The organism is Thalassospira profundimaris, from assembly GCF_003326755.1.
Lineage (GTDB): Bacteria > Pseudomonadota > Alphaproteobacteria > Rhodospirillales > Thalassospiraceae > Thalassospira > Thalassospira profundimaris_B.
Genome location: NZ_JPWH01000036.1, coordinates 1 through 19,671, shown reverse-complemented (window position 1 = coordinate 19,671; position 19,671 = coordinate 1). Strand labels below are relative to the sequence as shown.

20 protein-coding genes are annotated in these 19,671 nt (G+C 56.3%); 11 read left to right on the top strand and 9 right to left on the bottom strand.

Features of this window, described 5'->3' with window-relative positions:
* Genes TH25_RS23115 through TH25_RS23100 form a run of 4 tightly spaced genes read right to left on the bottom strand, consistent with a single transcriptional unit; the run spans position 1 to position 2,370 of the window.
* Positions 1–753 (bottom strand): enoyl-CoA hydratase/isomerase family protein, encoded by a 753-nt coding sequence (locus tag TH25_RS23115; protein WP_181847804.1) that lies wholly within the window; start codon positions 751–753, stop codon positions 1–3.
* 22 nt (positions 754–775) lie between these two features.
* Positions 776–1,585: an HpcH/HpaI aldolase/citrate lyase family protein gene (locus TH25_RS23110; RefSeq protein WP_114090627.1), complete on the bottom strand. Its 810-nt coding sequence runs from the start codon at positions 1,583–1,585 to the stop codon at positions 776–778.
* On the bottom strand, positions 1,582–1,962 hold the full coding sequence (locus TH25_RS23105) for a MaoC family dehydratase (protein WP_114090626.1): 381 nt from the start codon (positions 1,960–1,962) through the stop codon (positions 1,582–1,584). Before TH25_RS23105 ends, TH25_RS23110 begins: the two co-directional genes overlap by 4 nt.
* A 12-nt stretch (positions 1,963–1,974) precedes the next feature.
* A complete protein-coding gene (locus TH25_RS23100) occupies positions 1,975–2,370 on the bottom strand; it encodes a hotdog family protein (RefSeq protein ID WP_114090625.1) in 396 nt (131 codons plus the stop codon).
* A 139-nt stretch (positions 2,371–2,509) separates the two neighbouring features.
* On the opposite strand from TH25_RS23100, the gene TH25_RS23095 reads away from it, so the two are divergent.
* Genes TH25_RS23095 through TH25_RS23080 form a run of 4 tightly spaced genes read left to right on the top strand, consistent with a single transcriptional unit; the run spans position 2,510 to position 7,106 of the window.
* Positions 2,510–3,415 (top strand): SDR family NAD(P)-dependent oxidoreductase, encoded by a 906-nt coding sequence (locus tag TH25_RS23095; RefSeq protein WP_114090624.1) that lies wholly within the window; start codon positions 2,510–2,512, stop codon positions 3,413–3,415.
* 45 nt (positions 3,416–3,460) lie between these two features.
* Positions 3,461–4,618: an acyl-CoA dehydrogenase family protein gene (locus tag TH25_RS23090; RefSeq protein WP_114090641.1), complete on the top strand. Its 1,158-nt coding sequence runs from the start codon at positions 3,461–3,463 to the stop codon at positions 4,616–4,618.
* An 11-nt stretch (positions 4,619–4,629) separates the two neighbouring features.
* Positions 4,630–5,838 (top strand): acetyl-CoA C-acetyltransferase, encoded by a 1,209-nt coding sequence (locus TH25_RS23085; protein WP_114090623.1) that lies wholly within the window; start codon positions 4,630–4,632, stop codon positions 5,836–5,838.
* Positions 5,838–7,106 carry an acetyl-CoA hydrolase/transferase family protein gene (locus TH25_RS23080; protein ID WP_114090622.1) on the top strand — a complete coding sequence of 423 codons (1,269 nt, stop codon included), beginning with the start codon at positions 5,838–5,840 and terminating at the stop codon, positions 7,104–7,106. The genes TH25_RS23085 and TH25_RS23080 overlap by 1 nt, the downstream gene beginning before the upstream one ends.
* Before the next feature lie 80 nt (positions 7,107–7,186).
* On the opposite strand, the gene TH25_RS23075 is transcribed toward TH25_RS23080, so the two are convergent.
* Positions 7,187–8,434, bottom strand: a complete 1,248-nt coding sequence (locus TH25_RS23075; protein ID WP_114090621.1) for an NAD(P)/FAD-dependent oxidoreductase — start codon at positions 8,432–8,434, stop codon at positions 7,187–7,189.
* A gap of 424 nt (positions 8,435–8,858) precedes the next feature.
* Between TH25_RS23075 and TH25_RS23070 the strand changes: the two genes are divergently transcribed.
* A complete protein-coding gene (locus TH25_RS23070) occupies positions 8,859–9,992 on the top strand; it encodes a CaiB/BaiF CoA transferase family protein (protein ID WP_114090620.1) in 1,134 nt (377 codons plus the stop codon).
* 138 nt (positions 9,993–10,130) lie between these two features.
* Here TH25_RS23070 and TH25_RS23065 read toward each other — a convergent pair whose 3' ends face one another.
* Complete coding sequence (locus TH25_RS23065) at positions 10,131–11,327, bottom strand: acyl-CoA dehydrogenase family protein (protein ID WP_114090619.1); 1,197 nt, start codon at positions 11,325–11,327, stop codon at positions 10,131–10,133.
* 121 nt (positions 11,328–11,448) lie between these two features.
* Here TH25_RS23065 and TH25_RS23060 point away from each other — a divergent pair, with 121 nt between their 5' ends.
* The 5 genes from TH25_RS23060 to TH25_RS23040 all read left to right on the top strand — a co-directional run bounded on the left by TH25_RS23060 (position 11,449) and on the right by TH25_RS23040 (position 15,768).
* A complete protein-coding gene (locus tag TH25_RS23060; RefSeq protein WP_181847802.1) occupies positions 11,449–12,222 on the top strand; it encodes an enoyl-CoA hydratase/isomerase family protein in 774 nt (257 codons plus the stop codon).
* A gap of 132 nt (positions 12,223–12,354) precedes the next feature.
* Positions 12,355–13,611, top strand: a complete 1,257-nt coding sequence (locus TH25_RS23055) for an aromatic ring-hydroxylating oxygenase subunit alpha (protein ID WP_114090617.1) — start codon at positions 12,355–12,357, stop codon at positions 13,609–13,611.
* Position 13,612: 1 nt separating this feature from the next.
* On the top strand, positions 13,613–14,170 hold the full coding sequence (locus TH25_RS23050) for an aromatic-ring-hydroxylating dioxygenase subunit beta (RefSeq protein WP_114090616.1): 558 nt from the start codon (positions 13,613–13,615) through the stop codon (positions 14,168–14,170).
* A 28-nt stretch (positions 14,171–14,198) separates the two neighbouring features.
* Positions 14,199–15,014, top strand: a complete 816-nt coding sequence (locus tag TH25_RS23045) for an enoyl-CoA hydratase/isomerase family protein (protein WP_181847800.1) — start codon at positions 14,199–14,201, stop codon at positions 15,012–15,014.
* A 1-nt stretch (position 15,015) separates the two neighbouring features.
* The gene (locus TH25_RS23040; protein WP_114090615.1) at positions 15,016–15,768 is read left to right on the top strand and encodes an SDR family NAD(P)-dependent oxidoreductase; all 753 of its coding nucleotides are present in this window, start codon (positions 15,016–15,018) and stop codon (positions 15,766–15,768) included.
* A gap of 46 nt (positions 15,769–15,814) precedes the next feature.
* Here TH25_RS23040 and TH25_RS23035 read toward each other — a convergent pair whose 3' ends face one another.
* A complete protein-coding gene (locus TH25_RS23035; protein WP_114090614.1) occupies positions 15,815–16,699 on the bottom strand; it encodes an alpha/beta hydrolase in 885 nt (294 codons plus the stop codon).
* A 20-nt stretch (positions 16,700–16,719) separates the two neighbouring features.
* Positions 16,720–17,325 (bottom strand): TetR/AcrR family transcriptional regulator, encoded by a 606-nt coding sequence (locus tag TH25_RS23030; protein ID WP_114090613.1) that lies wholly within the window; start codon positions 17,323–17,325, stop codon positions 16,720–16,722.
* 202 nt (positions 17,326–17,527) lie between these two features.
* On the opposite strand from TH25_RS23030, the gene TH25_RS23025 reads away from it, so the two are divergent.
* On the top strand, positions 17,528–18,844 hold the full coding sequence (locus tag TH25_RS23025; RefSeq protein WP_220151488.1) for a phytoene desaturase family protein: 1,317 nt from the start codon (positions 17,528–17,530) through the stop codon (positions 18,842–18,844).
* Between the two features lie 627 nt (positions 18,845–19,471).
* Here the strand turns inward: TH25_RS23025 and TH25_RS23020 are convergent.
* Positions 19,472–19,671 (bottom strand): 2Fe-2S iron-sulfur cluster-binding protein (locus tag TH25_RS23020; RefSeq protein ID WP_147253079.1); only part of this gene is annotated, 200 nt, incomplete at its 5' end.

Sequence of the window (19,671 nt, the reverse complement as noted above, 5' to 3'; positions counted from 1 at the left end):
CTATGTGCGTGATTTTGCCAAAAACCGCTCCCGTGCGGCCCGATATTCTTCGGAATTCAGCAGCGTGATATAACTCTCCATCTCTCTTTCAAGGATAGCGTCAAGAGATCCGGCTGCGCTGGCGACCAGCGATTTGACATGTCCCTTTGATTCCTGGGTGAAGGCGGCAAATTCGCGGGCCAGTTCGAAAGCCCGCCCCAACAGGTCTTCGGGGCGTGTCAGTTCATCCGTTAATCGCAATTGCACAGCTTCCGGGGCATCGACAATGCGTGTCGACAACAGCATTCGCCGGGCGGGCGCTTCGCCGATCCGGCGGGGCAATGTCCAGGAAAGTGCAAGGTCGGGCGGCAGGCCGACGCGACCAAAAGAGGCACAAAACCTTGCAGTGTCGTCGCAAATGATCTGATCACAGCACAGCGCAAGCGACAGGCCCGCGCCAAATGCCGGGCCGGACACGGCAGCGATAACCGGTTTCTGACCACCGATCAGCAGACGGACCACATCATGCAGAATTGTCATGCGCCTGCGCGCCAGGTCGCGGTCGCTGGTCATGGCCGAAATATCGCCCCCGGAACAGAAATTCCCCCCTGCGCCTGACAAAACCATGCACTGGATCTGCCGGTCATCCTGAGCTGCCGCGACAGTTTCGCGCAGCTCCGTGCGCAAGGTGTCCGTCAGTGCGTTTTTCTTGGCGGGCGCGTTAAGTTCGATATGCAATATGCCATCGGTCAGCGTGGTGTTCAGTTCCTGCATCACCATTTCTCTCTTTTGTCTGTTACATTGCCCGGCGGAGAATCGCGTGGGCGCGTGTCAGTACCGGCGCATCAATCATTTCTCCGTTAAATGCGCTTGCGCCTTCCTTGCCCGCCGCCACAATGGCCCGCGCCCATGCCAGATCGTCTGAGGAGGGGCTAAAACCTTCGCGCGATGGTGTGATTTGGGACGGGTGAATTAGCAGCTTTCCACCAAACCCCAGCAAGGCAGCGTGTATCGCATCATTCCGGATCAGCGCCGCGTCGCGAATAGCGGTGGTGACACCATCAAGCGGTGGCGGCAAATCGGCTAGTCGGGATTCCAGAACGATGGATTGGCGGGCACCAAGAAGGGCGAGATGGTCATGTGCGCAGCCAAGATCGGCACAATAATCAATTGATCCGAAGGCAAGCCGGTCCGACTTCGGGGCAATCTGGCGCAAATTGGCGATTCCGCGTGCTGTTTCAACAAGCGCAATTACATGCCGGTTCGCAGGCAGTGCCGCGCGGGCCTGATCAAGCTGGTCGCCATATTCACTTTTGGGCAGGACGATACCGCAAACTGGAAGCCGGGCACAAAGTGCCATGTCGTCGGCGTAGGCACTGGTCGTCGCGGCATTGACACGAACGAAGATGGCAATGCCTTCGCCGGCAAGATCGGTCGCGATATTTGCCAGTTCATCGCGGGCGAGGGGTTTGTTTTCCGGGGCGACAGCATCTTCCAGGTCAATAATGACGGCGTCGTGTGCTGCTGCTATCGCCTTCATCACCCGCTCTGGCTTGTCCGCGGGGACAAAGAGGGGAAAATCATAACGGATGGCCGATTTGTTCATGAAACCGCCTCGATATGCAGGGTGCCGGTTAATGTTGTGGTCCCGTCCGGCTTGCGGACCCAGATGTCGTAAATATCGGCTTCTCCCGCGCGTCGTTCGCCGCCCGCAAGGATCGTCTCGCCGACCTTGACGGGGGCTGAAAAACGGATGTCGAGATGTTCGCGAATCGGCTGGTTGGCAAATGTTTCGCTGATGGCCTGCATCAGCAGGTTAAGCGCCATTGTCCCGTGCGCGATGGGCGCACCAAAGGCCGTTGTGGCAGCGAAATCGGCATCAAGATGCAGCGGATTATAATCATGGCTGAGGGCTGCATAGGCCTGCGTCGTTGCACTGGATGTTTCAAGAGTCAGGGTTTTTAAAGTCGCCGGAAATGACATCGGTTTTCTCCCTTATTGCGCCCAGATCGACCGGATGGTTCCACTCAGTACCCTGTTTTCTTCGACAGCGGCCCGTATGCCAAAATCCACCCAGAAACGTCCCTTTTTCTCTTCTTTCGCCTGGCAGGAGACGGCAATGGAGATCGTATCCCCCCAACGCGGCATGTGATCCGTAAAATCAAGCGTCTGGGCGGCATGAATATTGCCTTTCGGGCGCGGCTGGATGGCCCGGATATAGGCCTCCATCATTGCGGCAACCAGCATGCCGCGCGGCAGTGTTTCCTCCGGGCTCGGACCAAATATATCCTGCCAGTTGGCATGTTTTATCGGGTCCATTTGTATATCGACAACGCCAAAAGTCTGGCCGGGCTCAAATCGCCTGTAGGTCCAAATGTCCTCTCCCTGCATGTGGATTCTCCCTGTTTTCTGCCGGTTTGCGCAGTTGTTCGCAAATGCGCAGCGGTAAAATTTTTCTCGAAACGATGTGAAGTGTCTTGCATATACCGGACGTTCGGATTTATTTTGACAGAAATTTAGGAGGATTCCAGTGTTAAAAGATAAAGTCGTTATCGTAACGGGTGCGGGTGGCGGAATTGGCAGGGCGCTCGCGCTTGAAACAGCCAGGGCAGGTGCCCGTGTTGTCGTCAATGACATTGGTGTGTCGCTTAGCGGTGATACGGATGATCGCGGCGCAGCCGACAAGGTTGTTCAGGAAATCAGGGATGCGGGCGGACAGGCCGTTGCGTCAACGCACAGCGTTTCCGATCCGGGCGCAGCACAGGAAATTGTCAACACCGCGGTCACGGCCTTCGGCAGGCTTGACGGGGTGATCAACAATGCCGGCATCCTGCGCGACTCATTTTTTCACAAGATGAGCACCGAAAACTTCGATGCGGTCCTCAAGGTCCATCTCTACGGCACATTCAATGTCAGCCGGGCTGCCGCAGCCCTGTTTAAGGAGCAGAATTCGGGGGCGTTTGTTCATATGACATCTACCTCTGCCCTTATCGGGAATTTCGGCCAGGCCAATTACATGGCAGCGAAGCTGGGTATTGCGGCCCTTTCAAAATCAATCGCGCTGGATATGGAGCGTTTTGGCGTGCGGTCAAACTGCATCGCGCCCTTTGCCTGGAGCCGGATGACCAGCTCGTTACCAACCGATACACCCGAGCAGATCGCCCGCGTTGAAAAATTCAAGCAAATGGTGCCCGAGAAAATCGCCCCATTGGCCATTGCGCTGCTGTCGGGCGGGCCGGACGTTCCCTCCGGACAGATATTTGCCGTGCGGAATAACGAAATCATGCTGATGAGCCAGCCGCGCCCGGTGCGCTCGGTGCATCGCTCCGAAGGCTGGAGCGCCGAAACAGTGATGGACCACGCCCTGCCCGCGATGGCGTCGCAGTTCTATCCGCTGAACCGGTCGGAACATGTTTTCACATGGGACCCGGTCTGAGCCGCACACCGCCCTGCCCTTCAGCAAACAATGATCGGATACAGCATGACAACGACAGACGACTACGACATGATTCGCGACGAAGTGCGCAAACTTTGCGCGCAATATCCGGATGAATATTGGCGAAAACTTGATTCAGCACGAAAATATCCGTCCGAATTTGTCGATGCCCTGACAAAGGCGGGCTATCTTTCCGTTCTGATACCCGAAGAATATGGCGGCACGGGGCTTGGTCTTAGTGCGGCGGCCGCCATTCTGCAGACCGTTCAGGAAATGGGCTGCAATGGTGCCGCCTGCCATGCGCAGCTTTATGTAATGGGCACGTTGCTGCGGCACGGATCGCAGGAACAAAAGGAAAAATATCTGCCGGGTATTGCTGCGGGCGATCTTCGCCTTCAGGCCTTTGGCGTGACCGAACCCACCAGCGGAACCGACACAACCTCGATCCGGACCTTCGCCCGACGCGAGGGTGACTCATATGTGGTCAATGGTCAGAAGGTTTGGACCAGCCGGGCAGAGTATTCCGACCTGATGATCCTGCTGGCGCGCACGACCAAAAAGGAAGAGGTCGGGAAAAAGACCGATGGTATTTCGACCTTCATTGTCGATATGCGCAAAATCCCCCGGGAGCAGATGCAGATCCGCCCCATCCGCACGATGATGAACCACAATACGACGGAAATTTTCTTTGAAAACATGCGGATTCCCGCCGACGCCCTGATTGGCGAGGAAGGCAAGGGATTTAAATATATCCTGACCGGCATGAATGCGGAACGATTGCTGATCGCGTCTGAATGTGTCGGTGATGCGAAATGGTTTATCAAGCGTGCAACCGACTATGCCCGGGACCGCAAGGTTTTTGGCCGGGCGATTGGCGAAAACCAGGGCATCCAGTTCCCGATTGCCAAATCCTATGCCGCGATGCGCGCGGCTGAACTGATGGTCAATGAGGGTGTGCGCAAATACGAAACAGGCGAGAATTGCGGTGCGGAAGCCAATATGGCGAAAATGCTGGCTGCTGATGCCTCGTGGGAGGCCGCAAATGCCTGTATCCAGACACATGGCGGCTTTGGCTTTGCGGAGGAATACGATGTTGAACGCAAATTCCGCGAGACAAGACTTTATCAGGTCGCGCCGATCTCCACGAACCTCATCCTGTCCTTTATCGCCGAACATGTGCTGGGCCTGCCCCGCAGCTATTGAGAGGAATAAACATGACCAATCGCAGGCGTGCAGCAATTATTTCACCCCTCAGAAGTCCGATCGGGCGTTTTGGTGGCGCATTTCGTGATCTTCCCGTCGAGGAGTTGGGCGCAACCGTCATCAAGGCGGTACTGGAGCGCACCGGCATTGACCCGGCCGTCATCGAGGATGTCGTCTTTGCACAATCCTATGCCAACAGCGAAACACCCTGTATCGGACGCTGGCTGGCCCTGGCAGCAGACCTGCCGATAGAGGTTCCCGGCCTGCAACTTGACCGGCGCTGCGGCGGGGGCCTTCAAGCCATTGCCACGGCGGCGATGATGGTGGAAAGCGGTGCCTGCGATGTCGTGCTGGCTGGCGGCATCGAAAGCATGAGCCGCATCGAATATTATTCCACCGACATGCGTTGGGGAAAACGCGCCGGAAGCGCGCAGTTCCATGACCGCCTGGATCGCGGACGCGAACGGTCGCAACCCGTGGATCGCTTTGGCGTTATTTCGGGCATGGTGGAAACGGCGGAAAATCTTGCCCGCGATTACGCCATCACGCGCGAAGCTGCCGACCATTTTGCCGCTGAAAGCCACAAAAGGGCGGATGGCGCATGGAAAGACGGGCGTTTCGCCCAGGAAGTTGTGCCTGTTACAGTCCCACAGGCAAAGCGTGATCCCCGTATTGTGACAGAGGATGAAGGCATCCGCCCCGATACAACCACCGAAACGCTGGCAAAGCTTCGTCCGATCATGACGGACGGCATCGTCACCGCCGGAAATGCCAGTCAGCAAAACGATGCTGCGGCTGCCTGTCTGGTCGTCAGCGAGGATAAACTTCATATGTTGGGGCTGGAGCCTGTCGCCTTCTTGACGGGTTGGGCTGCAGCAGGGTGTGATCCGGCACGGATGGGAATCGGGCCGGTTCCGGCAACCCGTCGGGTGCTGCAAAAGACCGGCCTCAGTCTTGATCAGATGAACCTGATTGAGGTTAACGAGGCCTTTGCCTGCCAGGTGCTTGCGGTGCTAAAGGAATGGGGTTTGCAGGCCGATGACCCGCGCCTGAATGTCAATGGCTCGGGGATTTCGCTGGGTCATCCCATTGGGGCGACGGGCGTGCGCATCATGACGACGCTGCTTCATGAAATGAAGCGCCGGAAGGCGCGCTATGGCCTTGAAACGATGTGCATTGGCGGCGGCCAGGGCATGTCTGCCGTTTTCGAGCTCGCCTGATGCCAAAAGTTGTTCCGTTAGAAGAGCTTGATCTGAAGGACTATATTCGCGCCGGTGATACGATCTTTTGGGGGCAGGCGGCCGCGGAACCGCTTGCCCTGACAACCGCACTGGTCACGCAACGGGCGGAATTGGGTGGCGTGAATGCCTTTGTCGGCATCAGTTGGCATGATACGGTTTCGCAAGACTATTGCGACCATATTGTCTATCGCTCCTATTGTGGCACCGGCAAAAACCGGCTGCTTGCACGTACCGGAAGGCTCGACATCCTGCCGGTTCACTATTCCAGTTTCGCGCAAAAACTGACCGGAAACGTGGACGTGCTGTTTTTGCAACTGGCACCAGGGCGTTCGCCCGGGACATACAGCTTCGGGCTTGCCTGTGAATATCTTTGGCCCTTGATCAGGGCGTCGCGTGTGGTGATTGCAGAAGTGAACGATGCGCTTCCCGCCACACAATCCACCGTCGAAATTTCCGCTGACGATATTGATATCGTCGTTCATACATCGCGAAAGCCGATGACACCGCCAACGGCAGAGCCGGATGCCCTGCAATCAGCCATTGCGCAAAATGTGGCGGCCCTGATTCCCGATGGTGCGACACTTCAGATTGGCCTTGGCGCATTGCCCTCGGCAATTCTCAGTGCGCTGGGGTCTCATCGGCATCTGGGCGTTCATACTGGCCTGTTTGTTGATGGTTTGACGGATCTGATAGAAGCAGGGGTTATTGATAACAGCCGCAAAAAGATTTATCCGGGTATCTCGCTGGCGGGCCTGATCGCCGGGTCGGAGAAGACTTTCAAGCTGTGTAAGGAACCGGATCTGCTTTTTCTTGCTCCAACCAGCCAAACTCACGGGCTGTCGACACTTGCCCGGATCGAGCAATTTACCGCAATTAATTCAGCACTTGAGGTCGACCTTGGCGGACAGGCCAACACCGAAACAACTGGCAGGGATTATGTCGGAGCCATCGGCGGCGGAACGGATTTTGCGCGGGGGGGCGCTGCCTCGAAAGGCGGACTGCCCATTATTGCACTTCCGTCGGCCCGGCGTTTGCGCGATGGAACGCTCAAATCCTGTATCGTGCCGAAATTAAGCGGACCGGCAAGTCTTGCCAGATCGGATGCAGGCATTATCGTGACCGAATATGGCCATGCCGATCTGCGGGGAGTGGGGCTTGCGGAACGCGCATCGCGGCTGTGTTCGATTGCCCACCCGGATTTGCGCGAAACGCTTGAGCGTGAAATGCGAAATCAGGCAATTCCGTAATCCCCGGAGACGGGGCTTCTTTCAGGAATGTCGCGGCACAGGAGATCAATGCTGTGCAGGAAGTGACGGCCAGTATCCGTTCAGGTGCTGGCCATTTCTTTTTGACGTTTCATCAATGCGGCCAGCTCAAAGCCCACCTGTTTCAGGTCGTCCCAAAAAACCGGTTCCGAACCGGTAGCTAGAAGCTTGCGCGCTGTCATATGCTCCCGTGCACTGTTAACGGTTTCAACGCAAACGAGTTTGTTTTCCGCGAACCGATAAACGCAATATTCGTCGCCATTGCCCTTGCGCACAAAGCTTTTGTCCGCGCCCGATGGCAAACCTGCTATTTGCAGTTTGGCATCGAACTGATCGCTCCAGAACCAGGGCAGCGCGGTATAGGCGGCGGGTTTGCCGGTAAGGCGCCTGGCAATTGTGCGGGCATGATCGGAGGCAGCCTGTACCGATTCCAGACGGATAAGTTCACCAGTACGCGGGTCCGGAAAGGCCGCGCAGTCGCCCAGTGCGGAAATATTTGCATCAGACGTCAGCAAGAGCTGATTTACAATGATGCCGTTTGCCGTCGAAAGACCGGTGGCAGCCGCCAGTTCCTGATTTGGACGAACACCCGCAGCCAGCAGAATAAAATCACCGTCAAAGGAGTCGCCGTTTGCCAACCGGGCACGGCACGGTCTGTACGCCCCTTCGTCAGAGACTTCTACAACCGGTTGGCCGAATTTTAACATCGTGCCCCGGTCGCAATGGATACGTTCAAAATGCGATGACATTTCCGGACTGACGGCACGCTCCATTAAACGGCTGGCCGCTTCCAGAACCACAACCTCGCGGCCCATTTCGCGCGCCACAGCGGCAAATTCCAACCCGATGAAGCCTCCGCCGATGATGATAACGTGTTTTGCATCCTCAAGCGTGCTTCGCAGATGGTCGGCATCCATCATCGAGCGCAGGCCAAACACTCGTTCCTCGTGAATACCCTTGATCGGGGTGACTGCATTGCGGGCCCCGGTCGCCAAAATGAGATGGTCATAGGCAATCCTGTCTCCGGCACTGGTGACAACGGCGCGCTCAGCCCGGTCGATCTGCTCGACACGGGTTGCATCGACAAGATTGATCCTGTTTTGCGTGTAGAAGTTTTCAGGGCGGAGTTGTATCCGCTCGATATTGGCTTCTTTCATATAGGCCTTGGAAAGCGGCGGACGCTGATAAGGCAGCCCGGCTTCATCGCCAATCATGGTGATCTCGCCTTCGTAACCTTCCTGCCGAAGGCTGGCTGCGGCCTGAAAACCGCCTTGCCCGGTTCCAACAATGACAATTTTATCCAAAGCCATGTGAGGTCTGCCCCATTTGTTAGCATTGAAGTGCGCAGATGATGACCGGCACAATTTCCTTCCGCCAGTTTGGCATCTTTATAATAAGACGGTCAACCGGATTTATTATAAAGATGCCAAAAATCACGAGCAAGGCTCTGCCACAGGGCGGTTCAGAGGCTCCGACAAACGACGAACATAGCGTAGTTTTGACAACAATCCGCATCACACTATCGGCTTTGATACATTATTTTTTACGGTTCCCTCTTGCCAGAGACCGGCAAGAATCATCCTGTCGCGGCGATTAAAGGAATGCGATGATCGTGTTCTGGCAGCCGCCCGTCGTCAGGGAGGTCCAATTGTGCAACAATTTTCTTTTATATACCGGATGAACGGTTTACTAATTTGCTATTGTTTGACTTGACTGACATATACGGAGGAAACGATGAGCCGCAAAGGACCGCTTTCACACATCACCGTTCTCGAGTTTGCCGGGCTGGGCCCCGGGCCATTGGCAGGCCAGCTTCTGGCCGATCTCGGTGCCAAGGTGATTGTTATCGACAGGGCGTCGGGCAAGCAGGATGTCGCCAATGTCAATCGGCGTAACAAGCGTTCGATTGCACTTGATTTGAAGTCGGAAGCGGGCCGCGAGTCGGTGTTTCGCCTGATTGAAACCTCGGATGCGCTGATTGAAGGTTTTCGGCCGGGCGTCATGGAGCGGCTTGGTCTTGGGCCGACGGAATGCCTTGCACGCAATGAGGGCCTTGTTTATGCGCGCATGACCGGATGGGGGCAGACCGGGCCGCTTGCGCCGCTGGCCGGGCACGATCTGAACTATATGTCACTGTCGGGTGCGCTGGCAGCAATTGGCAGTGCCGACCGGCCGCCAGTCCCGCCATTGAACCTTGTGGCCGATTATGGCGGGGGCTCGATGTTTTTGATCTTCGGTATTCTTGCCGCCCTGCTTGAACGACAGGTTTCTGGCAAGGGACAGGTGGTGGATGCGGCGATTGTCGATGGTGTTCCCGCCTTGATGGGTGTTTTCCACTGGATGTATCAAAACGGTAGCTGGGATCTTGGTCGCGAACACAACATGCTCGACGGCGGTGCGCCTTACTATCGCTGTTACGAAACCGCGGATGGCAAAGCAATATCCGTTGCCCCCATCGAACCGCAGTTTTTTGCCGAACTGTGCGAAAAAGCGGGGCTGGAGCATGTGCCGCCGCGTGAACAGGTCAACAAGGACAACTGGCCGCGCCTGGGCAAAGCCTATGCGGATGTTTTTCGCCAGAAAACACGGGACGAATGGGTCCGGATTTTTGAAGGAAGTGATGCCTGCGTGGCACCGGTTCTGACCCTGGACGAGGTAGAACAGCACCCCCACAACGCCGCGAGAGGCATCTTTGTGCGAGAGGAAGGTGTTGTGCAGGCTGCCCCTGCGCCGCGCTTTGATCGTACACCGGCCGGGCCAATCGAGCCTCCCCGCGCACCGGGCGCGGATACCTTGGAAATATTGCGCGAGGCGGGTTACTCGGACGAGGACATTGCGTTGATGAAATCCTCGGGGGCCCTGACCTGATCCGACATAACCCGATCTGAAAACACGACCGCCACCAGTGGTGGCGGTACAGCCCCCGGACAACCCCCCGGCAAATTATCAGGGGTTTGTCCACATTTTGAGGCCCGGTTGCCCCGGGCCTCTCTCGCACCAGCGCAATCAAATTCGCTTGGCGACCTCTTCGAGCATGACTTCGGTTGCGCCGCCACCGATACGCAGAAGGCGGGCATCCCGGGCCATGCGCTCGATCGGGGTGCCACGCATATAGCCGGTGCCACCATGCAATTGCAGGCAGCCATGCACCACATCATGCAGAACCTCTGGACCGACGGATTTGATCATGGCGGTTTCCAGGCTGACCGGTTGTCCTGCCTCAAGGGCTGCGGCGGTCTGATAGGTAAGCGCCCGCACCATTGCAACCCGCGAGGCAAGTTCGGATAATCGTTGCCGTGTTGCCTGCTGCTCCCACAGGGTTTTTCCAAAGGCGGTTCTGGCGCGGACATAGTCCAGGGTCAGTTCGATGGCTTTTGCGCCTTCGCCCGCACAGAAGGCACCGATCATCAATCTTTCATGCTCAAACCCCCGCATGATGGCATGAAACCCACGATTTTCCTCGCCCAGAAGGTTCTCTGCGGGGATACGCATATCGGTAAAGGAAAGCTCGGCTGTGTCCGAACACAACCAGCCATGTTTTTCGAGCTTGCTGGCAACCTCGAACCCAGGCGTGTCGGTTGGCACAATAAACAGTGAAATGCCGCGTGCACCGGCCGCCAGATCGCCCGTTCTTGCCGCCAGAATGACAATATCGCCATAGACCGCATTGGTGATGAACATTTTTGTTCCATTGATCACCCAGTCGTTTCCATCACGAACGGCGCGTGTTCTTATACTTGCGACATCGGAGCCCGCATTGGCTTCCGTCACGCCAATGGCGCAAACCTTGCGACCGGCGATGATGTCAGGCAGAAAACGTGCTTTTTGTTCAGGTGTTCCCACCCGGGTAATGTGGCTTGCCGACATGTCGGTATGGACGGTTATCGACGCTGTAAAGCCACCAAACGAGGAACGTGACAGCTCTTCGCCGAAGATAACCGAGGCCAGGGCACCCATCTGCGTGCCGCCATACTCTTCTTCATGCTGCATTCCGAGCAGCCCGAGGTCGCCGAGCTTTAAGAACATCTCACGCGGGATCTTGCCATCCCGCTCCCAGGCCTCGCCATGTGGCACGACTTCCTTTTCGACGAAGCGGCGAATCATATCGCGCAGCATCTTGTGCTCTTCTGTGAGAAACACGGGATCGGCGAGCCGAAATTCCTGCGCATGTTTTTCCGAGCTGGTCGATGCGTTGATATTCATCTTGTCTCCTCCTGGACGCCGTTGGCGGCCTTCCGTTTTAATTCGATTGAAAATGGCACAAAGAATATTAATATGCCAAATTAAATACGAACGTCCAGTCGGATTATTTTTGGAGAGATACATGAGCAAGGATCACGGAGTCAGGCTGAGCTACGACGGCGGGCTTGCCGAGATACGTCTAAACCGGCCAAATGCAAGAAACGCCCTGCGCGGAACGGACTGGCTGGCACTGCTTGATGCCGCGCGGGCGGTTGCAGAAAGCGGGGCGCGTGCTGTTGTGATTCGCGGGGACGGTCATAATTTTTGCTCCGGCTTCGATGTGAGCGAGATCGCGCCTGGCAAAACCGACGCCTTTGCGGTTGTTGACGGGCAAGTCAATCCTGCCTTGAAGGCATTGCGGGCCATACCCGTCCCGGTGATTGCGGCTGTTGAAGGGGCCTGTGTTGGTGGCGGTTTTGGGATCGCGGCAGCCTGTGACATCGTCCTATGTTCACAAAATGCCAAGCTGGGATCCCCCTATAGCGCCATCGGAATCATGTGTGATGCCGGGCTTCATACTTTCTTACGCGATACATTGGGTTATCAGCGCGCGGCATATTTGATTTTTACCGGGAAACTTCTGAGTGCCGAAGAGGCACAGGCGCTTGGTCTTTGCGCCGAGGTGTATCCGGACAACATGTTTGAGTCCGCCATGCGCGCCTTTGCAGAGAAACTGGCCGCGGGCCCGACATGCGCACTCACAATGTCCAAGCGTATCCTTCAACATGCCACGGATGACACCGCAGGCATGGAAATGGAGGCAGTTGGTCAGGCACGCGTCTTTTCTTCGGAAGATGCGAAAGCAGGAATATCGGCATTTCTGGCAAAGACCCGCCCATCCTTTACCGGGCGCTAGAGATATTGATCGCCATTTTTTTCCACATGGCAATTGACATGGCTTTTGGGGTCTAATAAAAAGATGAATGTCCGGCTTATTAATTAAGGCAGCTTGACTGATCAAAGTCAGCATTGTCTGAAAGGAATCCCGATGGAGCAGTATGCGCACTCGAAATGGAAAAAGCTGATCCAGCCCGGCTTGGTCCACGGCTCGCTTTATTATGACGAGGAAATCTTCAAGGAAGAGGTCGAGAAGATCTGGTTCCGCACTTGGGTTTATGTCGGTCACGTCAGTGAGGTTCCGAACGTCAACGACTTCGTTACGAAGACAATCGGGCCGATGCCCGTTTTGATGGTTCGTGATCGAAATAATGAAATTCAATTGTTGCTCAACCGGTGCCCGCATCGTGGCAACGCGGTTTGTGTGCAGGAAAAGGGAAACCGGGCACGCTTTACCTGTCCTTATCATTCCTGGACCTTTTCCAATACCGGCGACCTGATTAACTATGCCTTTCCCGATGGTTACCAAGGAACGGACAAATCCAAGCTCGGGCTTGCCAAGGTGGCACGCATCGCAATTTATCGCGGTTTCGTCTTTGGCTGCATGACAGAGGAAGGCCCCACGCTGGAAGAACATCTGGGGGGTGCCAAACGCGCCATTGACCAGCTTTGCGACAATTCCCCAACCGGCGAAATCGAGATTTCGGCGGGTTTCCTGCGGCATCGCACGCGGGCCAACTGGAAGTTCATTCTGGAAAATGAATGCGATGGCTATCATCCCGGCTTTGTGCATTCTTCCATCTTTTCGGTGGCCGACAGTGCCATTGGCAGTCTTTACGGCAGCGATGCGGTAGCCGTGACCCGCAGCTTTGGCAATGGTCATACCGAAGTCGATCCGCGTCCGGAGTTTCGCCGGCGTGACGAACCGCTAAGCTGGTTTGGGACAAGTGCCGATCGCCTGCCGGACTATACCCGTCAGATGAACGAAGCCTATGGCGAGGAGCGTGCCCGCCAGATCATGATTGATGGCGCGCCCCATGTGATGATTTTCCCCAATCTGTTCATTGCCGAAATCCAGATTTTTGTGATTCAGCCGGTTTCGGCAAACGAGTCGATCCAGCACTCGACAGCCATCCAGTTCAAGGGAGCACCAGATATTAACCGGCGGCTTCGCCAGCAGACGATGGGATCGGTAGGGCCTGCGGGCTTCCTTCTTGCCGATGATACAGAGATGTATGAGCGCAATCAGCGTGGCCTGGAAATTCGGAACCCGGAATATCTCTATCTGAAACGCGGAGAACATCGCGAGCGGCGCGACGAGGACGGTTTCCTGATCGGTCACTCCACCGACGATCTGCCCTCGCGCGAGATTTGGCGTCACTATCTTTCAATCATGGAAGCGCAATAAAATGGCAGCGGAAGAAACAGTGATCGACGGCCCCGACATCCTGAAGGAATGGGTTGGCAAGGGGCGCGTTTTTTCAAAATCCTTCGATCAGGAACTCTATCATGAGGTGCAGCAATTCGTGTTTCGTGAGGCGCGCTTGCAGGACATCCATGATTACGATGCCTGGGAAGACCTCTGGACCGATGACGCGATTTACTGGGTTCCCGCCAACGGAACAGACACAGATCCCGAACGGGACATGTCGCTGATCTATGACAACCGGTCGCGGATTTCGCTGCGGATCCGGCAGCTCAAAACCGGCCGGCGGCATTCGCAAACGCCGCCCTCGCAATTGGCCCGCGTCATTTCCAATTTCGAGCTGATCAAATCCGACAACAACGACATCAAGGTCATGTGCAACGCGCAGATTTTCGAGACCAACTTGCGTGGAGACACAATGTGGGCGTCGCGCACTGAATATAGCCTGCGACACATAAATGGCGAGCTTAAGATGGCCTACAAGAAGGTTGTGCTGATCAACAATAACAAGCCAATTTTTACCTTGTCTTTCCTCGTTTGAGAGAATGCAGGGAAAGGGAGAGAACACCATGTTCGCAGGAGACGAGATCCTGGTTGCCGATGGCCCTGTTTGCCTGACCTTTGGCGAAGGCATTGCCAACATCCAGCTCAATCGGCCGGAAGCCGGTAACGGCTTTACCATCGAGCTGATGCGTGCCTTGCAGGACGTCATCATGAAGGTTCATGGCGATCGCAGAGTGCGTGCCGTCATCCTGTCGGGGAATGGCAAGCTTTTCTGCGGCGGTGGCGATGTGAAGGATTTCGCCTCGAAAGGCGAGGCCCTGCCCGATTATCTGCGCATGGCAACGGCCTATCTGCAAATTTGTGTCTCGGCCCTGGTTAATCTGGGGGTTCCCGTCATCACCAAAGTCCACGGCTTTGCCGCAGGCGGAGCAGGGCTGGGTCTTGTGTGCTGTTCAGATATCGTGATTTGCGCGGCATCGGCCAGGATTATGGCCGGGGCCACGCGGGTCGGCATGGCACCCGATGGTGGCGCAACAGCCCTGTTAAGCAAGCTGGTCGGTTTTCGCCGCGCGATGGATCTTGTTCTGACCAACCGGATCGTCGAGGCCGAAGAGGCCGAGCGGATTGGTCTTGTGACCCGGGTTGTCCCGGACGATGTGCTCGATGCAGAAATCCTCAAGGTGGCCCGGCAGATTGCCGCTGGCGCACCAAAATCCCTGGCGGCCACAAAACGGCTGATGTGGAATGGTTTGGGCCGGGGTTTTGATGCCAGCCTGCCTGACGAGGCACGAGAGGTTGCCACCCTGTCAGGCACGGCCGATGCGCTGGAAGGGCTGAACGCCGTCATTGCCAAGCGAAGCCCGATTTTCAAGGGTGAATAAGATGGATGTTGCCAATCGTTTGCGCGGGTTGCGCGCAATGGTCACGGGCGGGGCAAGTGGTATCGGTGCCGCCATTGTCAGGCGGTTGGCCGAAGAAGGCGCGCATGTGGTCATTTTTGATCGCAACGAAACCGCGGCCCGGGAAGTGGCAGAGGCTTGCGGTCCGGATGTTCGCGTTGCCGTGCTCGATCTTGCCGATTTTGAGGCCCTGGACAGTCTGATTGCGCAGACAGGGCCGTTTGACATTGCCGTGAATAATGCAGGCATCGATCAACATGCGTTTTTCACCGACACAACCGAAGCAGACTGGCGTCGGCTTCTTTTGATCAATCTGGAGGCGGCTTTTGCCGTGACAAGAGCCGTCCTGCCCGCCATGCAAAAAGGCCGTTTCGGACGCATCGTCAATATCGGGTCCGAGGCGGGGCGTATGGGATCACGCGGCGGCGCGGTTTATGCGGCGGCAAAGGGGGGGCTCATTGCCTTCACCAAGTCGATAGCGCTGGAAAACGCCCGTTATGGCATTACCGCCAATTCCATCCTGCCCGGACCGATCGACACGCCGCTTTTACGCGAGGCAATAAACGGCGGCGGTGAAAAACTGCTTAAGGCAATGGAGGGCGCAACACTTTTGCGCCGGCTGGGCACGGCGGAAGATGTTGCCGCTGCCGTGGCATTTGTTGCCTCGCGCGAGGCCGGCTACGTGACGGGCGAAACGCTCGGCGTATCCGGAGGAATGGGAATCGCCCAGGCTTGATAGCCGCCGGGTGCGGTTGGGTTCTGCCCGACCGCACCCGTTTTTTTTAAGATAGTGTGTCCTTTAGATAAGCACCAATCTCCCGCAGCGACTGGCGTGCCTCTGGCAATTCGGGAAAGACTTGAAAATGATGAATCATTCCCGGCCAGACCTTAACGTTGACGTTGGTACCGACTTCTGCGGCGCGGTCACGCAATAATTCCGAATCCCCCAGAACCGTTTCCGAACCACCGACATGAACAAGCATCGGCGGCAGGCCCGAAAGGTCCGCCTCAATGGGAGAGGCGAAAGGATCGGTCGGGTCGCCCTGTTTGCCAAGATAGGTTCTTGCCATGCGCAGAACCTTGTCGCGCTGGGTCAAAGGGTCAAGTGCGGCATTGGCCTGGTAAGTTTCGCTGCGCGCCTGCAAATCAAGCCACGGCGAGAGAAAAACCGCCGCAGCCACCTGCGGCAGGCCAAGTTCGCGCAGTTTCAGCATCAGCGCCAGAGCAAGCCCGGCACCGGCCGAATCTCCGGCAATCGCCAGCTTGCCGGGCGAGATACCCTTCGCCAGCAGCCAGCGATAAACAGTCACCGCATCTTCCAGCGCCGCCGGATAACGATGCTCCGGCGCAAGCCGGTAGTCAAAACCAAAAACCTTCGCCCCGCTTTCCACAGCCAGTCTTTCCATAAGATCGCCGTGAGAAAGGATTGATCCCATTTGATAACCGCCGCCGTGGCAATAAAGCACCACACGTTCTGCGGTTTCATCACCGATCCACGCCCCCTGCACGCCTGACGCATCGACAGGCCGTATCATTGCCGGTCGTTTTCCCCCTGATACGAGTTGCGCAAAACCATTGCGCATTTCATCGAGTGTTGTTCCGGCGTGCCAGCTACCAAAGAGATCGGAAATTCGCGTCAGCACGTCATTCATGGGGGTTTGGGGCATGTGAAACCTTTCAGTGTGAATCAGCCCGGACTTGCGGGCGAAAGAAATCCGTCAAGGAAAACATTGACCACCATGTCAGCATATTCGTCAGGCTTGACCGCCCCTTCCGGATCATACCAGGCATAGGTGTAGTTGAGCGAGCCAAGCAGGGACATTGCGTGGGTGGTCGCGTATTTGGGTGTCATGCGGTGTGCGGTATCGAGTCGGATCAGGGCATCCCGGATGATGGCAATGATTTTGCGCTGTGCGGCGGCTGTTTCGGCCTTCTGCTTTTCATCAAGCTGGTTCCAGTCGTTCAACAGCACGATCTGCTCGGCATTGTTGACGGCATTGAGTTCCATGATCTTGCGGGAAACGGCATAAAGGAATTCCCGCGCGTCCAGTTTCTGCTCGCCCAATGTCTGCAATTCGCTGAGCATCTGCGACACATGCTCGCTGATGATGTGGCTCAGAATTTCTTCTTTTGAACCGAAATAGTGATAGAGCGCACCGCGTGAGGAATTGCAGGCTGTGGCAAGATCAATGATCGTGGAAGTCGAGAATCCTTTGCTGGCGAAAACCTTTGCCGAGGATCGCAGGATTTTTTCTCTGATTTCGGGATAGTCCTTGGATTGCGTGCGGGCCATTTTCCGTTTTCCGTCCAACCGTTTTGTATTGTTGAAGAATGCAATGGGGACAAGAACATTTCCGTCAAAAAACTTCAATAGCGCCGTGGGCCTTTGCGGCTTCTGCCGCTTGCGCGACGATCAGCAAGATGCAATAATAATACGAACAGTCGGTTTATTTCAAGAGCCGACACTGTTTTTGTCGAACAATCGGGAGGATCATTTGGAAACGCAGGCAAAGTTTGATGTCGTTGTCATCGGCGCGGGCGCAGGTGGATGCTGTGCTGCGGCCCGTTTCGCCGCTGCTGGCAAGAAAACGCTGTTGATTGATGATCACGACTATCTGGGTGGACGCGCCGGAACCGAGCTTATCGATGGCCACAAGGTCAATATGGGGGCAATCGCCCTTGAACCGGGCGGCATCTTTGAAGAAACGTTCAAGGTTGCGGGTGCCAGCCTTGATATTCGCGAGCCTAAGCCCGCTGCGGTGTTTTTTCTGGACCGCAAGGTCGTTGACGTTTCAAAAGGCGGGCTTGCCCTTCTTCTTGGCGGGATCACCCGGCAGGCCTCGAAGGTTCTTGGCGAATTTGCCAAGGCCCGAACGGGAAGCCTGCCTGACGGACGTCAATCAACCGAAGACTGGTTGAAAGGCTACACCAAAAACGAAACGGTTCACGCGATCTTCCGCAATCTGTGCGCGGCCATCTTTGCAATGAATTCCTCGGAAATTCCGGCACGCGCCTTTCTGACCTATTTTACCTCAAAGGGGGCTTTCAAGCGGTTCGGTTTTCATCCGGAAGGTACGGTCGGGGCCTGGCAGGCACTGGCGGATGCGGTTGTCCGCCTGGGAGGCGAGGTTTGGTTAAGTGCCCCGGCTGAAAAAATCGTTGTCGAGGACAACAGGGCCAAAGCGGTGATTGTCCGTCGTGGTGATCGTACCATTCGGGTTGAGGCCGAAACGATCGTCACCAATTGCGGCCCCAAGGCCACGGTGGCGCTGGCGGGCGAAGCGCATTTCCCGCCCGATTATGTCCGCCAGACCGTCGAGCTTCTCAAACCCGCAGCCAATATCGTTTACAACTTTGCCTCACGCGAAAACCTGATGCCCAAGGCCCCGGGCATCATGACCTTCGGTAAAACCCGGCGTCTGTGCAACATGGCCAATCTGACGGCGACCTGTCCCGAACTGGCCCCGGCGGGCTGGCATCAATATGTCGCTTATGCCGTGCCGATCCCCGCGATGGGCGCGTTCAACAGCGAGGCGGAAATCAATGAAGGCCTTGCCGATCTTCGTGACCAATTCCCCGGATTTGACGAAAAGGTAAAAATGCTGTCAATCCGGGTCATGCGTGACGAATGGCCCGCCCAGCGGACCGGGGCGGGTTACGATATGGATCAGGCAACCGGCATCGAAGGCCTTTGGTGTGTCGGCGATGCGGTGAAGGTTTACGGCAATGGCGGCACGCAGGCCTGTGCCGAGACCGCGAAAATTGTGGTCGAGAAGGTGTTGGGTGACGCCAGCGTTGCAGCGCGCGCCTAAAATCAAAGACCGCTCCGCAGGAAAAACTGCGGCGCGGTTTTCAAAACTTCAGGCTATTGACACATATATTCAAGCGTTGATTAAGATAGCTCCGCTTCAACAGGATGCCTTAGCGGCATCCTTCTGCCGAAACCTGGTGTGCAACCTTCCCAAGGGACAGCGCCGAAGAATAAAACTCGCGAAATGACCTTCGATATTGCAAGGCATCTGTCCCGTATCTTCGGTACGCATGTGCGGTGGCGGCAGATCTTCAGCCCAAATACCCCCTATCCTGCTGCTTTCCAGGCGATTTGCGGTCTGGCAGTCATCCCGCCTGAACACGCATGATGTCTATTATGGCGTGACACATAAGAGGGGCCGGGCATTTAAGGCACACGGGACATAGAATAGGCCGATACCACCCGTTAAGTTAAACGCTTGGCGGCGGCAATACAGATATGACGCACCTGTTTCCCTGCGGCCATAAGTGTTCGTCCTTGACATGACGTGCTTGGGTCTTCTGTCCCGGCAAGACGGGAGATTTATCTCCATGCTCGCCCCATGCCCGGAAAAGGTAGCATCCCGGCAGAGGCTGCCGTAATACAGCCATTTCCGGCGATCTCGGCCCCTGCTATCTGTTTGGACGCGTCAGATTTCGGCCTGGGTTTCGGGCATTGTGACGACGAGGCCGTCCATCGCATCGGTGATGCGGATCTGGCAGGACAGGCGCGACAGCCGCGCATCGGGCGCGCTGGCAAATTCCAGCATCTCCTGTTCCATGTCACTGGCGGGCGGCAGTTTTTCTACCCAGCTCTCATCAATATAGACATGGCAGGTCGAACAGCTGC

Bases quoted from the DNA above. Each gene is read 5' to 3' on its own strand.
- TH25_RS23115 (WP_181847804.1), bottom strand. From the start codon at position 753: ATGCAGGAACTGAACACCACGCTGACCGATGGCATATTGCATATCGAA.
- TH25_RS23110 (WP_114090627.1), bottom strand. From the start codon at position 1,585: ATGAACAAATCGGCCATCCGTTATGATTTTCCCCTCTTTGTCCCCGCG.
- TH25_RS23105 (WP_114090626.1), bottom strand. From the start codon at position 1,962: ATGTCATTTCCGGCGACTTTAAAAACCCTGACTCTTGAAACATCCAGT.
- TH25_RS23100 (WP_114090625.1), bottom strand. From the start codon at position 2,370: ATGCAGGGAGAGGACATTTGGACCTACAGGCGATTTGAGCCCGGCCAG.
- TH25_RS23090 (WP_114090641.1), top strand. From the start codon at position 3,461: ATGACAACGACAGACGACTACGACATGATTCGCGACGAAGTGCGCAAA.
- TH25_RS23085 (WP_114090623.1), top strand. From the start codon at position 4,630: ATGACCAATCGCAGGCGTGCAGCAATTATTTCACCCCTCAGAAGTCCG.
- TH25_RS23080 (WP_114090622.1), top strand. From the start codon at position 5,838: ATGCCAAAAGTTGTTCCGTTAGAAGAGCTTGATCTGAAGGACTATATT.
- TH25_RS23075 (WP_114090621.1), bottom strand. From the start codon at position 8,434: ATGGCTTTGGATAAAATTGTCATTGTTGGAACCGGGCAAGGCGGTTTT.
- TH25_RS23070 (WP_114090620.1), top strand. From the start codon at position 8,859: ATGAGCCGCAAAGGACCGCTTTCACACATCACCGTTCTCGAGTTTGCC.
- TH25_RS23065 (WP_114090619.1), bottom strand. From the start codon at position 11,327: ATGAATATCAACGCATCGACCAGCTCGGAAAAACATGCGCAGGAATTT.
- TH25_RS23060 (WP_181847802.1), top strand. From the start codon at position 11,449: ATGAGCAAGGATCACGGAGTCAGGCTGAGCTACGACGGCGGGCTTGCC.
- TH25_RS23055 (WP_114090617.1), top strand. From the start codon at position 12,355: ATGGAGCAGTATGCGCACTCGAAATGGAAAAAGCTGATCCAGCCCGGC.
- TH25_RS23050 (WP_114090616.1), top strand. From the start codon at position 13,613: ATGGCAGCGGAAGAAACAGTGATCGACGGCCCCGACATCCTGAAGGAA.
- TH25_RS23045 (WP_181847800.1), top strand. From the start codon at position 14,199: ATGTTCGCAGGAGACGAGATCCTGGTTGCCGATGGCCCTGTTTGCCTG.
- TH25_RS23040 (WP_114090615.1), top strand. From the start codon at position 15,016: ATGGATGTTGCCAATCGTTTGCGCGGGTTGCGCGCAATGGTCACGGGC.
- TH25_RS23035 (WP_114090614.1), bottom strand. From the start codon at position 16,699: ATGCCCCAAACCCCCATGAATGACGTGCTGACGCGAATTTCCGATCTC.
- TH25_RS23030 (WP_114090613.1), bottom strand. From the start codon at position 17,325: ATGGCCCGCACGCAATCCAAGGACTATCCCGAAATCAGAGAAAAAATC.